Source organism: Terriglobus albidus (assembly GCF_008000815.1).
Taxonomy (GTDB): domain Bacteria; phylum Acidobacteriota; class Terriglobia; order Terriglobales; family Acidobacteriaceae; genus Terriglobus; species Terriglobus albidus_A.
Map to the genome: position 1 here is coordinate 3,637,282 of NZ_CP042806.1, position 16,891 is coordinate 3,654,172.

The 16,891-nt window shown below is 57.5% G+C and carries 12 protein-coding genes; 6 read left to right on the top strand and 6 right to left on the bottom strand.

The window, feature by feature from the left end; translation table 11 throughout:
* Positions 1-60: 60 nt before the first annotated feature.
* Positions 61-4,545 carry a hypothetical protein gene (locus FTW19_RS14250; RefSeq protein ID WP_187142988.1) on the bottom strand — a complete coding sequence of 1,495 codons (4,485 nt, stop codon included), beginning with the start codon at positions 4,543-4,545 and terminating at the stop codon, positions 61-63.
* Between the two features lie 474 nt (positions 4,546-5,019).
* Between FTW19_RS14250 and FTW19_RS14255 the strand changes: the two genes are divergently transcribed.
* Both FTW19_RS14255 and FTW19_RS14260 read left to right on the top strand, forming a co-directional pair.
* Entirely contained in the window at positions 5,020-6,807 is a 1,788-nt protein-coding gene (locus FTW19_RS14255; RefSeq protein ID WP_246153302.1) for an AMP-dependent synthetase/ligase, read from the top strand.
* A 212-nt stretch (positions 6,808-7,019) separates the two neighbouring features.
* On the top strand, positions 7,020-7,814 hold the full coding sequence (locus FTW19_RS14260) for an HAD family acid phosphatase (protein WP_147648256.1): 795 nt from the start codon (positions 7,020-7,022) through the stop codon (positions 7,812-7,814).
* Positions 7,815-7,980: 166 nt separating this feature from the next.
* Here the strand turns inward: FTW19_RS14260 and deoC are convergent, their stop codons facing one another.
* Positions 7,981-8,745, bottom strand: a complete 765-nt coding sequence (gene deoC / locus FTW19_RS14265) for a deoxyribose-phosphate aldolase (protein WP_147648258.1) — start codon at positions 8,743-8,745, stop codon at positions 7,981-7,983.
* Between the two features lie 146 nt (positions 8,746-8,891).
* Here deoC and FTW19_RS14270 point away from each other — a divergent pair, with 146 nt between their 5' ends.
* Both FTW19_RS14270 and FTW19_RS14275 read left to right on the top strand, forming a co-directional pair.
* Positions 8,892-10,193 (top strand): sugar MFS transporter, encoded by a 1,302-nt coding sequence (locus FTW19_RS14270; RefSeq protein ID WP_147648259.1) that lies wholly within the window; start codon positions 8,892-8,894, stop codon positions 10,191-10,193.
* A gap of 115 nt (positions 10,194-10,308) precedes the next feature.
* A complete protein-coding gene (locus FTW19_RS14275; RefSeq protein ID WP_246153303.1) occupies positions 10,309-11,499 on the top strand; it encodes an MFS transporter in 1,191 nt (396 codons plus the stop codon).
* 145 nt (positions 11,500-11,644) lie between these two features.
* Here the strand turns inward: FTW19_RS14275 and hpt are convergent, their stop codons facing one another.
* Complete coding sequence (gene hpt / locus FTW19_RS14280; RefSeq protein ID WP_147648260.1) at positions 11,645-12,214, bottom strand: hypoxanthine phosphoribosyltransferase; 570 nt, start codon at positions 12,212-12,214, stop codon at positions 11,645-11,647.
* Positions 12,215-12,284: 70 nt separating this feature from the next.
* Here hpt and FTW19_RS14285 point away from each other — a divergent pair, with 70 nt between their 5' ends.
* Positions 12,285-13,142, top strand: a complete 858-nt coding sequence (locus FTW19_RS14285; RefSeq protein WP_147648261.1) for a prolipoprotein diacylglyceryl transferase — start codon at positions 12,285-12,287, stop codon at positions 13,140-13,142.
* On the opposite strand, the gene FTW19_RS26285 is transcribed toward FTW19_RS14285, so the two are convergent.
* The 3 genes from FTW19_RS26285 to FTW19_RS14295 form a co-directional block, all read right to left on the bottom strand.
* Positions 13,139-13,267 (bottom strand): hypothetical protein, encoded by a 129-nt coding sequence (locus FTW19_RS26285; RefSeq protein WP_281292299.1) that lies wholly within the window; start codon positions 13,265-13,267, stop codon positions 13,139-13,141. The genes FTW19_RS14285 and FTW19_RS26285 overlap by 4 nt on opposite strands.
* 43 nt (positions 13,268-13,310) lie before the next feature.
* Positions 13,311-13,997, bottom strand: coding sequence for a M48 family metallopeptidase (locus tag FTW19_RS14290; protein WP_147648262.1), 687 nt, complete (start codon positions 13,995-13,997; stop codon positions 13,311-13,313).
* A gap of 122 nt (positions 13,998-14,119) precedes the next feature.
* On the bottom strand, positions 14,120-14,662 hold the full coding sequence (locus tag FTW19_RS14295) for a hypothetical protein (RefSeq protein WP_147648263.1): 543 nt from the start codon (positions 14,660-14,662) through the stop codon (positions 14,120-14,122).
* A 145-nt stretch (positions 14,663-14,807) separates the two neighbouring features.
* Between FTW19_RS14295 and FTW19_RS14300 the strand changes: the two genes are divergently transcribed.
* Positions 14,808-16,832 (top strand): beta-N-acetylhexosaminidase, encoded by a 2,025-nt coding sequence (locus FTW19_RS14300; protein WP_147648264.1) that lies wholly within the window; start codon positions 14,808-14,810, stop codon positions 16,830-16,832.
* Positions 16,833-16,891: the final 59 nt, after the last annotated feature.

Sequence of the window (16,891 nt, forward strand, 5' to 3'; positions counted from 1 at the left end):
CACAAATGGTCCGGCGATGGATGCCTGTCCTGATGCAGGCATCCATCGCCGGGTTAAGGGTCATTGAACAGTAAGGGTTAGGTTCGTGGAACTTTGTGTCCCCGTGGTGGCATCCGTCGCAGTGACTACCATGGTGTAGCTTTTCGGTGTCTGCGTCTGGCTGGACGACGAGCTATTTCCACCGCAACCAGTCAAACTTGTCCACGCGCCTATTGAAAGAGCGGTAATGGCAAAGACTGCCAGGAGACGAGGTATCTTGCGAGTTGATTTCATTCCGGCCCATGGCAAAATCAGCAGTGCAACGGCGACCGGCAGGATTGGCCATCCCGGCGAGGGGTGCTCATTGTGTGCTGTCTGGGAGCTGATTTGAATGGTTAGCGTGACCGTGGTGGCCCCGCTACCTGCCGGCAGACCTGTTGGCGAAAAAGTCGCCGTTGCTCCCGAAGGCAATCCTGTTACAGAAAAGCTGATTGCATTGGGGAATATTGTTCCGGAGCTTGGCGCCAGGCTAAAGGTGTAGGTTGCGGTGCCTCCACGGCTTGTTGTCGCGCTGCTGGATCCGGAGCCAGGCGTTACTGAAAACACCTGTGCGGCAACAGTGAAGTTTGCACTGGCGGTAGCTGCGGTGTAGTTGGTCGTTGCAGCCTGGTTGGCCCTTAGAACAACTGTTCCCGCTCCCGTCAGAGTAACGGTAGCTCCGGAGATTGTGGCAGGTCCGCTGACAACGGCATATGTCACTGCTCCACTGGAAGCCGATGTAGCGCTAACCACAAAGGGCGTGTTGCCGTATGTCTGTGATGCGATGGCAGCGAAGCTCAACGATGGTACCGCTTGAGCGACGGTGAAGCTTGTGCTGGCAGTGGCCGCCTTGTAGTTGCCGTTTGCAGTCTGGCTGGCGCTAAGGACAACTGTTCCGGCTCCGGTCAGAGTGACTGTGGCGCCGGAGATCGTGGCGGGTCCGCTGACAACGGCATATGTCACTGCTCCACTGGAGGCCGATGTGGCGCTAACCGTGAATGGAGTGTTGCCGTATGTCTGTGATGCGATAGCAGCGAAGCTCAATGATGGTACTGCTTGAGCGACGGTGAAGCTCGTAGTGGCGGTTGCCGCCTTATAGTTGCCGTCCGCAGCCTGGCTGGCGCTGAGGACTACTGTCCCTACGCCCGTCAGAGTGACGGTGGAGCCGGAGATTGTGGCAGGTCCGCTGACAACGGAGTAAGTAACGGCTCCGCTTGAAGCCGATGTGGCGCTCACTGCGAAGGGAGCGTTGCCATATGTCTGTGATGCAATGGAGGCGAAGCTGAGTGATGGCGTTCCTTGAGTGGCATTGAAGCTTGTAGTGGCCGTTGCTGCAGTGTAATTGGTGGTTGTGGCTTGGCTGGCGCTCAGGACAACTGTTCCTGTGCCGGTCAGAGTGACGGTGGAGCCGGAGATTGTCGCAGGTCCGCTAACAACGGAGTAGGTAACGGCTCCGTTGGAAGCCGATGTGGCGCTAACCGTGAATGGAGCGTTCCCGTATGTCTGTGATGCGATAGCAGCGAAGCTCAACGATGGTACTGCTTGCGCGACGGCAAAGCTGGTCGTGGCGGTTGCTGACCCGTAGTTGCCTGTTGGAGCCTGGCTGGCGTTCAAGATTACCGTTCCAGCTCCGGTCAGGGTGACAGTGGAGCCGGAGACCGTAGCAGGTCCGCTGCCAACCGAGTAGGTCACCGTTCCATTGGAAGCTGACGTAGCGCTAACCGTGAAAGGTGGATTGCCAAACGTTTTTGGTGCGATAGCAGTGAAGCTCAACGTTGGCACGATTGGAGCGACGATGAAGCTTGTGCTCGCGGTAGCCGCCTTGTAGCGATTTGTCGCGGCCTGGCTGGCACTCAGGTAGACCGTTCCAGCTCCGGTCAGGGTGACTGTGGAACCGGAGATTGTGGCAGGTCCGCTGACAACGGTATAGGTAACCGCTCCATCGGAAGCTGACGTAGCACTAATCGTGAATGGTGGATTGCCATACGTTTGTAATGCGATGGGGGTGAAGCTCAACGTTGGTGTTGCTTGAGCAACGGCGAAGCTTTCGGTGGTGGTTGCCGGCGCATAGGTGCTGGTCCCTGCCTGGCTCGCACTGAGCACAACGATTCCAGATCCGGTCAGGGTGACTGTGGTGCCGGAGATGGTGGCAGGTCCGCTGACAACGGCGTAGGTAATGACTCCATCGGAAGGCGATGTGGCATTAATCGTGAAGGGGACACGGCCGTACGTCTGTGTCGCAACATGCATCAAGTTGAGTGTTGGGATGGGCAGGGTTGATCCAAGCAGAGAAATGCTTTGCGCTGCGTAGTTCGGCGCTCCGGCATTCAGATGGGTATCGGTCAAAACCAGAGACCCCGTGAATGTTCCGTCGGTTGGCGGCGCAAAGCTGATGGGAAGTTGGCAGAAAGCTCCTGCCGCCAGCGTACCGGCCGTCAAGCCGTTATAGGAAACGAGAGGGCATGCAGTGCTTCCTACGCTGTTCAGACTAAAGTTTGCTGAAATACTTGGATTGTTTCCGGACGCGGGAATAGGAAAGTCGAGCGCAACATTTCCGTTGTTCTGGATGGTTATCGTTTGCGCGCTGCTTTGGGTGCCTGCGTTCGTGGCGGGGAAGGTCAGACTCGGAGGGCTTGTGACATCCAGCTCAAGGAGCGCGTTCGCACTAGCGCTTGATATAAACAGATTTCCGTCAGGAGCAATTGCCAGTCCGAGAGGACTATTGCCTGGATAAGCAAGAAGAGTTTCTGTGTAGGTACTTCCAGAAAGAGTTTCTTTGACAACCCGGGAAGCAAAGGTGTCCGCAATGTAAACGTTTCCGTTGCCATCAACTGCGAGGCCATGTGGACCACTCAGACCACTCGCGACGATACTTTGGGTATAGCTGCCGTTGGCCAGCGTTTCTTTTAGAACCTGGTCTCCTGTAGCGAGATACAGATTTCCCTGCAAATCAGTGGCGATTCCAAATGCATAGATATTGTTGAAAAGGACACTCTTCGTGTAGCCGCCGTTGCTATTGAGAGTCTCTTTTACGACGCCGGCGGCAAGGCTTGCAATATAGACATTCCCACTCCCGTCCACAGCGACAGCCTCTACATTTCCCATGCCGGAGAACGCAGCGGTAAGGACGTATCCGCCACCAACGACCGGTGACATTTTGGTCACCTGGGTAGCATTTTGATCGACAATATAGACATTTCCGGCACCGTCGACAGCTACACCGACAGGATAGGACTGTCCGCTTGCTACTGTTTCCGCGGTATAGCTATTTCCTGTCCACGACCTTTTGATAACCGAATTCTGCGGGCTGTTATTGCTTACCGCTTGAGCAATATAGAGACTGCCAGCACCATCAGTGGCAACGGCGAATGGACTCACTACGTCGTCAAACGGCAATGCAACTTTGGTTGCCGGTGAAAAAGTGATTTGTGGGCCTGAACCAAGGCCCTGGAGATAACCAGTAGTGATGATGCTTTTAGCAGCGTTTCGTAAAACTACCGAACCATATCGAGTGCCGATGGATCTGGGCGTAAGCGTTACGTCCACCGAGCAGCTCGTACCAGCCGTATAAATGAATGAGGTTCCTTGAGTTGTACAAGTGCCAGTCCCTGCATCTGCGAAGTCGAGCCCGGCAGTTCCCTGGGTTAGTGTGGCAGAAGAACTGATGGAACCCGACGAGTCGAAGGTGAAGACGATCGAAAGGACAGAGCTGGAGCCTCCAACGGCGACGCTGCCGAAATCTCCGATAGAACTCAACTTTGACAGGCCATCAAAGGCAGACGACATAAGAATGCTGCCTTGCTGATCTGCTGTGATATAGACCGGACCAACCTTGAAATAAGTGGTTCTACCGAACAGTGTCTGAACATAGCTGCCATTCGAAGGCGTCAGCTTATACACTTGGCTTCCTTGAGGAGAGGCAGCGTTTCCATAGGTGGCGAAGTACACATTGCCGTTACCATCGACTGTGACGCTGCTTGGATAGCTCAGGCCACTGGCGAGTGTGCTTTGAACGTAGGCGCCACCGGAAAGGGTTTCCTTGTACACCTGATTGGTGCCTGTGTCGGCAATATAGACATTTCCAGTGCCATCGGTGGCTACGGAACTGGGTTGCGAAAGGCCGGTACCGATTGTGCTTTGGATGTAGCTGCTGCCGGATGGCGCCTCTTTTAGCAGGCGACCGGTTTGATGGTCAGCGGCAAAGACGTTCCCGCTTGCGTCAACAGCGATACTCCAGGGTACGCCTGCACTGCTGCTGATCGTGCTTTGGGTATAGCTTGCCCCTGAAAGAGTCTCCTTGAGAAGCGCCCCGTGCCCCGAATCAGCGATATAGACATTCCCGCTCGCATCGACGGCAACGCCGAGAGGGCCACTCAGTCCACTGCCGACCGTGCTCTCCGTATAACTTCCATTCGATAGGGTTTCTTTTATCACACGGTCGTGGGAGGAATCAGCAATATAGATATTGCCGCTCGCATCGATCGCTGTCTGACGTGGATTCGACAATCCCGAGATTGGCAGCTTCATTTCTGTACCGCTGAAATGCGCAGTCTGAGCATCGGCGACGGCAGGCGCTATCGCTAGCGAAGCAAAAAAGGCGAACGCGACCGTTTTTCTAAGCCGGTAAAGAATGGAATGGGCAGTAGTATTGCGACCAGGCAGTAGAGAGGGCAGTCGATTCAAGAAAAGCTCCATGGTTAAGCTTGAAGATTGCAAGCGGCCGTACGAGCCGCGCCCGGTGTACTTCCAGAGAATCGGAAGGCATAAACGGCCACTCGTTCGACAGCTGTTATTTATGTAGTGAACGGCAGTGATAATAACATGGACGCGGCAGTTTTATCCCACCGTACTAAACTTCTGGAGTGCACCTGTTTCCGGGGCATTGCGGTCAATGGGCTTTTCTTTTCATAGGCATCCTGCCAGGTTAGTTTGCGAAAATTTAACCGATGCTGCTCCAGTAGTGAATTCCAGACATCGTCCTTCTGTATCATTCATTCGGCGATGATCCTCGACCTCTGTACCTTAAACGACCTCTTCCTCCGCGCCGCCTCCAAGGGCGACACCACGGTTGTTCTTACCCAGGCAGCCGATCATTCGTGGCACCCTATCAGCTCCGCCCAGCTCTATGCCCGCGTACGCGCCTTTGCTAAGGCGCTGGAGTCGTGGGGTATCAAGAAGGGCGACCGCGTAGCTCTCATCAGTGAAAACCGTTGGGAGTGGGCGGTGACGGACTTTGCCGCGCTCGCCATTGGAGCAGTCGGCGTTCCGTTGTTCCCGACGCTGACCGCTGAGCAGACCACCTATATGCTCAACGATTCCGGAGCGCGGATCGCGGTCGTCTCCACGAAGGATCAGTATGAGAAATTGGCGTCGATTCACGAGAAGACCCCCGGCATTGAGAGGGTCATCGTAATGGACGCCGGGGAGTTTCCAGGCGCCGAAAGCTTTAGCCGCCTGCTGGCCGACGCGGACAAAGATCTGGCTCGTGATGCTGCTTTCGACGCCAAACTGGCCGAAGCAAAGCCTGAGGACCTCGCCACCATCGTCTACACCTCAGGTACGACAGGTGAGCCGAAAGGCGTGATGCTGACGCACAACAACATCGCCCAGAACATCAACTACACGGTCGAATTCATCGATTTCAATCCGTCCGACTCCTGTATCAGCTTCCTTCCGCTCTCGCACATCACTGCCCGCATCCTGGACTACGAGATGTACGCCAATGGCTGCGTACTGGCATACGTGTCTCGTCTGGACCGATTGCCACCTGCGATGCAGACGGTTAAGCCAACGATCCTGGTGGCCGTGCCACGTGTCTTTGAGCGCATCCGGCATTCGGCAGAGACCAAGTCGCTGGCCTCTCCGGTGAAGGCGAAGATCTTTGCCTGGGCCATCGGCCAAGGGACGAAGCACCGGGAGGCGGTGCTGGCGGGGAAGACACCCGCGAGCCCTCTCTGGAAGCTCGCCAACAAGCTGGTTTTTTCGAAGATCAAAGAGGCCTTCGGCGGACGTGTACGCCTGTATATCGCAGGTGGCGCTCCGCTTGGCCTGGACAATGCCAACTGGTTTGCCGCAGCGAATATCAGGATTTTGGAGGGGTATGGTCTGACGGAGACATCTCCGGTGATTGGACTGAACCACCCCACCTACAACCGCGTTGGCTCTATTGGCAAGGCACTTACCAATATTGTGGTGCGATTCGCCGACGATGGTGAACTGGAAGTGAAGGGGCCGTCGGTCTTCCAGGGCTACTGGAATAAGCCGGAGGCAACCAAAGAGGTCTTTACGGAAGACGGCTTCTTCAAGACCGGGGATATCGGCCACTGCGATGATGATGGGTTCATCTTTATCACCGACCGCAAGAAGGAACTCATCAAGCTCTCGGCTGGCAAATTCATTGCTCCGTCGTTCGTAGAAGGCAAGTTGAAGGCATCGAACCTGGTGGGCAACGTAGCCCTGTTGGGTGATAAGCGAAAGTTTGTCTCGGCGCTCATCTCGCCGAACTTTGCCAACCTGGCGCTGGCGGCCAAGCAGCAGGGAACGGAGCTTCCTTCCGACCGCAAGGCCGTGTTGGAAAGCCCGGCGGTGCAGTCGCTGTACAAGGCCGTAATTGCCGACGTGAACAGCACTCTGGCACCATTCGAGAAGATCAAGAAGTACCGTGTGGTTGTCGATGAGTGGACACCAGAGTCAGGGGAGCTGACGCCGAGCATGAAGCTCAAGCGGCGAGTGATCAACGACAAGTACAAGGACGTCATCAACGATATCTACTCTGTCGATGCAGAGTAAGGAGTCGTTGCGTCCGAGCCCTTAATTGCTGTCATCCTGAGCGTTCGGGGTCCCCAGCGAACCTGTTCGCTGGGGTGATTAGCGAAGGACCTGCTTCATTGGCGCCAAGAGATCGTCCGAGAGCCCTATTCTTCCCCTTTCTATTGCGAAGAATAGGGCTCAACGTATGTGAGCAAGGAAATGAATGCACGAGCGGGAATTAGAATCCCTGCATGCGATTCCGCACCGTTCTGCCTCTTCTTTTGGCTGCCTCGCTGTTGGCACAGCGTCCTACGCAATCTGATCCACTGAAGCCTCCTGCCTGCCCGGGACGTAGTCCGTTTACCCATCCGACAGCGCAGCAGCTTATCGAGACGCAGCAACAGGCAGCGCACGATCCGCACTATGTTCTCTCCACGGAGCCGGTGCCGAACTTTGCGCAGGAGCGGTACAAACTCGCGGACTACTACGACTGTGTTCCCGGAGCGGGCTGCTACTGGGCCGATATCGATGCACAGTACGACCGTGCGATTGCGATCCTGGAGCATGCCACTGCATCGCGGAAGCAGGGAGAGAGACTCGCTATCGTTTTGGATATCGATGAGACAACCCTTTCGGCCTATTGCGAAGAGAATCGCGAGGACTTTGGCTACATCGGAAGCATGTTCAACCAGTGGATAGTCTCTCCGGAAGCCTCGCTGCCGATCCCGGGAACGCTGCGTCTGGTGTCAAAAGCGCAGGCCGCAGGTATCGATATTTTCTTCATTACCGGCCGTCCGGAAGAACAACGCGAGGCTACGGCTCGTAATCTGCAGACAGCGGGCTTCCATGGGTGGAAGCAGCTTTATCTGCGGGAACCGGGGAAGTATCCCTCAACGATCGCCTACAAATCAGCGCAGAGGGCGAAGATTGTGGCAGCCGGATATCGGCTGATCCTCAATATCGGAGATCAGTACAGCGATCTGTTCGGAGAGCCGCAGGCTGAGACGAGTGTAAAGCTGCCAAACCCGTTCTATTACCTGCCTTAGAGCGTTTTTCCTGTAGGTGTAGAGTAGGGCTTCCGCATTTATGGGCGTTTTCCGCAATGAAAACGCCGCTGCACACCTCTTCCGGGATACCTAGCAACAGGGAAAATGCTCTAAATGTCATATCCCGCCCTCACAGGTAAGGGCGGGATATGCGGGAGTGCCTTTCTCAATATCCAGCAGTAGGAACGGCAGCCGCATCTGTAGGATTGGCCAGCTCGTTCACGATGCGCACCGACGCGGAGGCCCCGATTCGGGTGGCTCCAGCAAAAAGCATTGCCTGGGCGTCGGCCAGGCTGCGAATGCCGCCGGAGGCCTTGACGCCACAGCGGATTCCGGCGACGCCCCGCATGAGTTGGATATCGTCGACCGTCGCTCCGCCTGTCGAGAAGCCGGTCGAGGTCTTGATGAAGTCGGCGCCGGCTTCGATAGCAAGCTCACTGGCGCGCATCTTGTCTTCAAAGCTCAGAAGGCAGGTCTCCAGAATGACCTTCAGAATGCCGCCGTGGGCGTGGACAACCTCGGCGACGATGTGGATGTCGTGCTTGACGGCGTCGAATTCGCCGGACTTAAGAAGACCAATATTCAGCACCATATCGACGTCATGCGCGCCCAGGGCGAGGACGCGCCCCGCCTCTTCCTTTTTGCTGGCGGTCAGAGTGGCGCCCAGTGGGAACCCGATGACGACGCCGACTGGTACTCCCGTGCCCTTCAATGCCGCCGCGGCTGTTCCTGTCCAGAAGGGATTCACCATGGCGCACGCGAACTTGTACTTCGCAGCCTCCTCGCAGATAGCCAGTACCTGGGTGCGTGTGGCGTCCGGCTTCAACAGTGTGTGATCCAGTACCGCAGCCAGGGCTGCGGGAGAAGAGAGTGCCTGCGCAGCAAAGCTGGCGGCGTCGAAGGTGGTCGGGTCAGGGACCGAGATACTCATATTGCTCCTGCGTACGGCCCATGTTGGGCCCAAGAGCATATTCTATGCCCGAAAAATACAGGCAGAGACAAAAGTGGATGGACCAATCGATGATTTTCGCTGGCTTACAATCACCCTTGTTGGTTTGTTAACACGAAGAGGTTGGGATGGAGCTTACAACAACGCAGTCGATCTCGGGTGGACCAGAGACGACAAACATGAAGGCCCTTTCGACAGCGACCGTGCTGTTCTTTATGTGGGGTTTTCTAACTTGTCTGAATGACATTCTGATTCCTCACCTGAAGATGGTCTTCGAACTGAGCTATGCCCAGGCCATGCTGATACAGTTTGCCTTCTTCTCCTCCTACTTCGTCTTCGCTATTCCGTCCGGCAAGCTGGTGGACTTCATCGGATACAAACGCACCATGATTGCCGGCCTGCTGACGATGGCCGTAGGTGCTCTGTTGTTTCTTCCCGCGGCTTCGCTGGCGGCTTTTCCGCTCTTTCTCGCTGCCCTGGTCGTACTTGCCGCGGGTATCACGGCCTTGCAGGTTGCAGCGAATCCGTATGTAGCCAACCTTGGACCGCAGCGTACAGCCAGCAGCCGCTTGAACCTGGCACAGGCCTTCAACTCGCTGGGAACGACGGTGGCTCCGTACGTGGGCAGCGCTCTGATTCTCGGCGCCGCCACAGTCGAAGCGCCGAGGCTCGGCAGCCTTACCCAGGCAGCGTTGCAGCAGTTCCGTGCGCAACAGGCTTCGACTGTGCGCCTGCCATATCTCGGGATCGCTGGTTTGTTAATTCTGCTTGCGGTAGCGCTGGCGGTCATCAAGCTTCCGCCTATGGGCGGGTTGACGCAGGACTTCCGTCCCGATGAGCGCGGTTCCTCATGGGGAGCGCTGTTGGGGCATCCGCAGCTTCTGCTGGGAGCGGTCGGCATCTTCCTCTATGTCGGTGCAGAGGTGACGATAGGAAGCTTTTTGGTGAACTATATGCACCTGCCCGAGATCAGCGGATTCACCGAAGCAGTGGCAGCGAGGTATGTATCGATCTATTGGCTGGGCGCGATGATCGGACGGTTCGTCGGTTCAGCGGTGCTGCAGAAGGTGAAGACCTCCAAGCTGCTTGCGTTGGCAGCGACGGCAGCATGCCTGTTGGTATTGCTGAGCATGTTGAGCACGGGTCATACGGCGATGTGGTCGATTCTGGCGGTAGGTCTGTTCAATTCCATCATGTTTCCGAGCATCTTCACGCTCGGTATCGCTAATCTGGGCGAATTGACGAGCAAGGGATCGAGCCTGATGGTCTGCGCCATCGTCGGTGGGGCGGTGATCCCGCTCTTCTCAGGCTTCGTGGCCGATAAGATCGGTGTGCAGCACGCTCTGATGGTGGCGGCTGCCTGCTACGTATACATCGTGATCTTCGGGTTGCGAGGCGATCACAGTGCCACGGAGCACCGCGCAGCCTAAGCATTTCTCCTGTAGGTGTAGTGCAGGGCTTATGCATCTATGGGCGTTTTCCGCAATGAAAACGCCGCTGCACGCTCCTCCCGGGATGCCCAGCAACAGGAGAAACGCTCTAGATATGGCAATACGCAAGTCGCTGCTGGCTCTGGCTGTCTCGGCCTTCGGAATCGGGACGACTGAGTACGTCATTATGGGTCTGTTGCCGGAACTGGCGGCGGACTTCCATGTCTCGATTCCGCGCGCGGGCATCCTGGTCTCTGGCTACGCCCTGAGTGTGACCGTCGGTTCGCCGATCCTGGCGGTTCTGATGGCCCGCATGGATCGCAAGCTGGCGCTGCTGTGGCTGATGGCGTTATTTTTGCTGGGGAATGTCGGCTGCGCTCTTGCGCCGAACTTCCAGCTTCTGCTGATCGCTCGCATCATTACTGCTCTCTGCCACGGAACCTTCTTCGGTATCGGTAGCGTGGTGGCGTCCACAATGGTTCACCGCAGCGAACGAGCACAGGCCATCGCACTGATGTTCAGCGGCCTGACACTGGCGAACGTGCTGGGTGTGCCGGCGGGAACCGCGCTGGGGCAGGCCTTCGGCTGGCGGTCGACCTTCTGGGCTCTTATCCCGATCGGGCTTGTAGCAGGCGCGGGCCTGTGGAGCCTGGTGCCATCGCAGATGCCGGATCGCGTACATGTGAAAGACGAGGTCCGGACCCTGCTGAAGCCGCAGGTCCTGATGGTCCTGGTACTCAGCACCATCTCTTCGACCTCATTGTTTGCTGTCTTTACTTACATTGCGCCGATCCTGCGGGACGTGACGGGGCTGTCGCCTCACTCGGTGGCGATCGTCCTGGTGCTCTTCGGCGTCGGGATCACGGTCGGCAATCTGATCGGGGCGAAATTGAGCGACTGGAAGCAGTTGCCGAGCTTTCTCGGATGCTGCGCTGTGCTGATCTGCCTGTTGCTGGTGATGCCGATGGCGCAGCGGTATCCGCTGACCTCGATTGCGATGGTGCCCCTGTGGGGTATGGTGCACTTCGCCATGGGAAGCCCGTTGCAATCGCGCGTTGTGGATCAGGCGAGGGGAGCTCCAAACCTGGCTGCGACGATGAACCAGGGGGCCTACAACCTCGGCAATGCGCTGGGCGCAAGCGTTGGTGGTGTTGCTCTAACGATGGGCCTCGGCTACGGGCAGCTTGGATATCTGGCAGCAGCGATCGCCGGCGTGGTGCTCGTGCTGGGCTTTATTGAATTGAAGGCCGACCGGAAGAGGCCGAAGCACACGACGAATTCGATGTTTGTGCCGATGGGCCACTAAACCGCTTTTTTGTTTGTCATTTCGTAGCGCAGCGCAGAAATCTGCTTTTCTGCCCACACTTCGATAGCCGTACACAGGGCAGCGAAAACGGGTTCGAGCTTCGCTCGAACGGCCCATGTCCCCCTGAGGGACATGGGCCACCAGATCAGTGACCTGCGTCTTCGGGGTAAAGGCGGATATCGGGAACACCGCGGTAGCGTTCGGCGAAGTCCATGCCATAGCCGATGATGAAGTGATTGGGGATCTTGAAGCAGACGTAGTCCGCTTCGATCTGAGCGACGCGGCGGGCCGGTTTGTCGATACAGGTCGCAATCTTCAGACTGGCCGGTTTGTGCTGCAGCATAAGCTTGTGCAGGTAGCTCAGCGTAAGGCCGGTGTCGAGAATGTCTTCGACGATGATGACGTGCTTGCCTTCGATGGGGTTGTCGATGTCTTTGATCAGCTTCACGGCGCCGGAGGAGACGCGGGCGCGCCCGTAGCTCGATACGGCGACGAAGTCGAAGGTGTTGTCGACGGTGATCGAGCGGGCGAGATCGGCAAGGAACATGGCCGCGCCTTTGAGCACGCCGATCAGAACGACCGACTTGCCTGCATACTCCTCTGAAATCTGTTGGCCGACTTCGGCGATACGGTCTTTGATCTGCTGTTCTGAGATCAGGACCTCCATCTGGTCAGGAGGAATGAATGCGGGCTCGACGGGATTGGATGTGGACATAGATGAATCCGAGCTTATCGAGCCTCGGGGCGGGGAATCAAGCGGCTGGAACCGTATACTTGAAGGAAACATGTATCCGTACCTGCATCTTGGTCCGTTCACGCTGGGCACCTTCGGAGTCCTCCTCTGGCTTGGCGCCGTCGCCGCCACGATCATCCTCCATAAGAACTTTCAGCGCTTTTCTATCGACGCCGACGCCCTGAATGTCGTCGCGTTCGTCACCATCGCCGGTGTGCTGGGCGCCAAGGCGTATCACGAGCTGCAGGATCCCGCGGAACTGGCGGATTCCATGCGCCGCATCATGCTGCCGGGCTGGCATCACCCCGGTGAGGTCCTCCTCTACCTGTTGAAGTGGTTCCAGGCAGGCTTTGCGTGGTTCGGAGGCCTCTGTGCCGGCATCGCCATGCTGCTGTGGCAGGGACGTCAGGCGAAGTTCCAGAACGGGGCAAGAGTGGGCGGTCTGCGTATGCTGGATCTTGCTGCTCCTGCTGCGGCCATCGGTTACGGTGTTGGCCGCCTGGGATGCCTGCTCTCGGGAGACGGCGACTACGGCAAGAGCACTACGCTGCCCTGGGGCGTGCACATCCGCAATGACGCACTCGATCCGCCGGTACCGAATCCCCCCGATCTGAAGGTCCACCCCACGCCAGTCTATGAGCTCGGCTACTCGCTGGTCTTTGGTCTCTGGCTCTGGCATCGCGCGAAGAAGAACCTGCCCATCGGACAGCTTACGGGCGAGTATCTTGTGCTGACAGGTATTGCCCGCTGGTTCGTCGAGCTCATCCGCATCAACCCCCGTATCCACTTGGGCATGAGCAACGCTCAGGTGGCTGCACTTGGCTCGATCCTTGCCGGTATCGTGCTGATTCTTTGGTCGAAGGCGCGTTCAAAGAAATGGGTTGCGGAGACTGAGGCGGTCGCCGGCTAGCCAGTTGCCAGTTGCCAGTTGCCAGTTGCCAGTTGCCAGTTGCCAGTTGCCAGTTGCCAGTTGGACTGCGAGGGTGCAATGAGTTGCCTGGCTTTGGTGTGTTGTGCGTGCCCGGTTGCGCCCATACCGTACCTCGTCAACTGGAAACTGTTAACCGGCAACTGCTTCTCAGAGTCTCTTGAGGTAGGCTTTGGCTTCTTCCAATTCAGGGAAGAGGCGTTCTTCTGCGTGGAACTCGCGTGAGTGCACGCAGCGGCGGCCTGACTTCACACGGACGGGGTGCTTAAGGTGGAGCATCTCGTGGTAGAGCAGGTATTCGATGGCGCAGCGCGGTGTGTCTGGCCGGTCGAAGACTCGGCTGATCATGATGGTATTGTGGGCGGCGTCGTAGTGACCCAGAAGGCGGCGTGCGTTATGTCCGCTCCAGGTGAGCACCGGGCGTCCCATCAGCCCGTGGAAGAACCTGCGGTTCAGCGTCTCGAAGACCTCGTCGAGGTCATAATGACGCCCCTTTGCCGTAAGAATGCGTTTCCTGCCACGGGTCTGGCGGATGTGCTCGGCCATCTTTGAGACCGGCTCCGACTGGGTGTAGCGGCGGTAGCGGTCAGCGTGCAGGCGAAGGATCGGTTTACGGTACAGCTTTGCGATCAGGATGTGGGCAATGGCCCGAAGCACGCTCTCGGGGGCGGCCTCCAGCAGATCGGAGAGCGAGACATAGAGCTTGCCGTCGCGCAGGCGGATCGTCGTGTTCAGCGACGTAAACCGCCGGAACCGGACATGGAACTCCGGCATGGGGGCACGCGGCCTCAACTCGCGGTATTCCTCGTGAAACAGTTGGCGAAGCTCGGGAGACACTACATCCAACTTAAAGCATTTTCCCTGTTGCTGGGTATCCCGGAAGGATCGTGCATGGGCGTTTTCATTGCGGAAAACGCCCATAGATGCGGAAGCCTAGCGCAAATTGGCGTTGAAATCTGCTACCGGGGCATCGTAATGGGTTCAGGCGCTTCGCCTTTCTTCTGAGGCGGCTTGTGGGTCTTCCACCACTCGGTCTGGTCGTCAATCATTTCTTTAGCGGAATCGTGAAGATCCTGTGCGGCTTCGAGCGCCAGCTTGCGGGCGAGCGTGTAGGCGGCGTTGTCCTGTGGAGTCTTCAGAACCGTCATCCAGCGTTCGGTTGCTGCCAGCAGTTTCGGAAGAGTCTTACGTAGATCGGGGTGCTTTGGCTGATAGTCGTCCAGGTTGTCGTCGAGTTCATCGGCAATCGCTCGGAACTGTTCCATGTAGTCGTGGATGTCCTCGGTTGCTCCTGGCGCTTTCGGCTTTTTCAGAATCTCCTCGATCCGGTTGATTCTGGCCTCCAGAGCTTTCTGGAAAATGCTGATCCGCGCGGCGGGATCGATGGCGGCTTCGCGGATTTCTTCCACCTCGGCGTCAGAAAGAGCAGTCTCGTCATGCTTCTGCGCAAAAGCGCAAAAGGCAGAGCCGAGCAGCAGAAGGCAGATCAGGCGGCGAAGCATGACGGGATTGTAGGAGCAAACTGGAGAATTTGTCAGCAATTTCAGAAGAGAGGCAGGAGGCTGTCTTCTAGGTCATATAGCCGTGATCCCGTTTGGCTCGGAAACCTATACTGTCAGTTCCCAGCCCCACGGGACCCTACAACTCATGAACATCGATCGTTTTCGTCCGGTTCTCTTTGCCGCCCTCGCCTTCACTCTTCCTGCTGCCGCAAAGGCCCAGACCGGGTTGATGCCTTTACCGGCGGAACTGACGAAAGGTTCAGGTGTATTGGCGCTGCAGTCCACGTTCAAAGTCTCCACACCTCGCTCGCATGATGCCCGCCTGGAAGCGGCGATTGCCCGCGCCATCCGGCGGATCGAGGTCGCGGCTGATCTTCGCCATGAAGGAAGAGGTGTCTTTGGAACGACGCCCCTGGAGGTAAGTGTCGCCTCGCCCGGCCAGGCGGTTCAGAGCCTCCGCGAGGATGAGAGCTATTCACTGACGGTGACGGGTGAGAAGGCCGTCATTGAGGCCAACACCGACGTAGGCGCGATGTATGGCTTGGAGACGTTGATCCAGCTTGTACAGCCGACGCCGCAGGGCTATGTGATTCCGGCAGTCACGGTGCATGATTCACCGCGCTTCCCTTGGCGAGGTTTGATGATCGACTGCGGCCGCCATTTCCAGCCGGTATCGGTGTTGAAGCGCAATATCGATGCCATGGCGGCAGTGAAGATGAACGTCTTTCACTGGCACATGACTGAGGACCAGGGATTCCGTCTGGAGAGCAAGCTGTTCCCGAAACTCACCGGCAAGGGATCGGATGGCCTGTATTACTCCCAGGAGGATGTGAAGGAGCTCGTCGCCTATGCCCGGGCGCGCGGCATCCGGGTCGTGCCTGAGATTGAGATGCCAGGCCATTCGGCTGCCTGGCTGTATGCCTATCCGGAACTGGCCAGCGGCACTGTGCCTGATGACATCCGCCGCGAGTTCGGCGTGAGCGATGTCGCTATCGATCCCACGCGTGAAGAGACCTATGTCTTCCTGCGGAAGTTCCTCACCGAGGTAACGGCGTTGTTCCCAGACGCATACGTCCACATCGGTGGTGATGAAACGCCTGCACCTGATTGGAAGAACAATCCGCGAATCCTGAAGTTCAAAGAAGCGCACTATCTCAAGGACAACGAGGCGCTGCAGGCTTACTTCAATACACGGGTGCTGGCGATTCTAACCTCGCTGCACAAGCGGATGATGGGGTGGGACGAGATTCTGACGCCCGAGCTTCCGAAGGACATCGTGGTGCAGTCCTGGCGTGGCGTAGCCTCGCTGGCCAAGGGCGCGCAGATGGGCTATGAAGGCATTCTCTCCGCGCCGTACTACCTTGACGGCATGAAGACAGCAGCCGATCACTACCTTGCTGATCCCATTCCGCAGAACACGACGCTCACCGCGGAAGAGCAGAAGCGCATCCTTGGCGGCGAAACACCCATGTGGGGCGAGCATCTGAACGAGGTCGATATCGACTCCCGCATTTGGCCTCGCGCCGCCGCCATTGCAGAGCGTCTGTGGTCGCCGCAGAGCGTTACCGACGTCAACAGCATGTATGACCGGCTGGAGGTTGTTTCTCTTGAATTGGAATCGCTGGGACTCAACCATCTGCAAAGCGTTGACGCCCGGCTGCGCGCGATGGCGCATACGGAACAGATCGACGACCTCCGCACCATTGCATCCGTGTTTGAGCCGGTCAGCTTCGGTGAACGTTACAAGGCTCAACACACCGACCAACTGACGCCATTCGACCGTTTCGTCGATGCTGTGCGGCCTGATCCGTGGTCACGTCACTGGAGCAATCTCATGGTCGATCGCTGCCTGCAGAAGGACACGGATGCCTGCGGCAAGCTTCGCTCCTGGTACGCAGAGATCGCGCGGGCGATCCCACACGCAAAACAGCAGATGCGGGCCTCACCCCAGATGCAGGATGTGCTGCCGAAACTCGATCAGTTGAGCGTTTTGACGGAGCTTGGAGAGAAGGCCGCGGAGTCGTTGGAGAAGGGAACAGTCGTATCCAGCGATACGGCCTGGCAATCGCGGAAGAACACCATTGAGGAAGCCAAAAAGGCTACTGCCATGGTGCGCTTTACTTTTCTCGATTCGCTGACAAAGCTGACAGACGCGGCGACTGCGCGCTGAATTCCTTGAACCCGGCGGCGTCCTATGTCCGCCATGGGGCATAGGACACGCGGGTATGG

What these genes read in the sequence shown, in the direction of transcription:
- FTW19_RS14270 (WP_147648259.1), top strand. Translation starts at nt 8,892, where the DNA reads ATGGAGCTTACAACAACGCAGTCGATCTCGGGTGGACCAGAGACGACA.
- FTW19_RS14260 (WP_147648256.1), top strand. Translation starts at nt 7,020, where the DNA reads ATGCGATTCCGCACCGTTCTGCCTCTTCTTTTGGCTGCCTCGCTGTTG.
- hpt (WP_147648260.1), bottom strand. Translation starts at nt 12,214, where the DNA reads ATGTCCACATCCAATCCCGTCGAGCCCGCATTCATTCCTCCTGACCAG.
- FTW19_RS14275 (WP_246153303.1), top strand. Translation starts at nt 10,309, where the DNA reads ATGGCAATACGCAAGTCGCTGCTGGCTCTGGCTGTCTCGGCCTTCGGA.
- deoC (WP_147648258.1), bottom strand. Translation starts at nt 8,745, where the DNA reads ATGAGTATCTCGGTCCCTGACCCGACCACCTTCGACGCCGCCAGCTTT.
- FTW19_RS14255 (WP_246153302.1), top strand. Translation starts at nt 5,020, where the DNA reads ATGATCCTCGACCTCTGTACCTTAAACGACCTCTTCCTCCGCGCCGCC.
- FTW19_RS14300 (WP_147648264.1), top strand. Translation starts at nt 14,808, where the DNA reads ATGAACATCGATCGTTTTCGTCCGGTTCTCTTTGCCGCCCTCGCCTTC.
- FTW19_RS14295 (WP_147648263.1), bottom strand. Translation starts at nt 14,662, where the DNA reads ATGCTTCGCCGCCTGATCTGCCTTCTGCTGCTCGGCTCTGCCTTTTGC.
- FTW19_RS14285 (WP_147648261.1), top strand. Translation starts at nt 12,285, where the DNA reads ATGTATCCGTACCTGCATCTTGGTCCGTTCACGCTGGGCACCTTCGGA.
- FTW19_RS26285 (WP_281292299.1), bottom strand. Translation starts at nt 13,267, where the DNA reads ATGGGCGCAACCGGGCACGCACAACACACCAAAGCCAGGCAACTCATT.
- FTW19_RS14250 (WP_187142988.1), bottom strand. Translation starts at nt 4,545, where the DNA reads ATGAAGCTGCCAATCTCGGGATTGTCGAATCCACGTCAGACAGCGATC.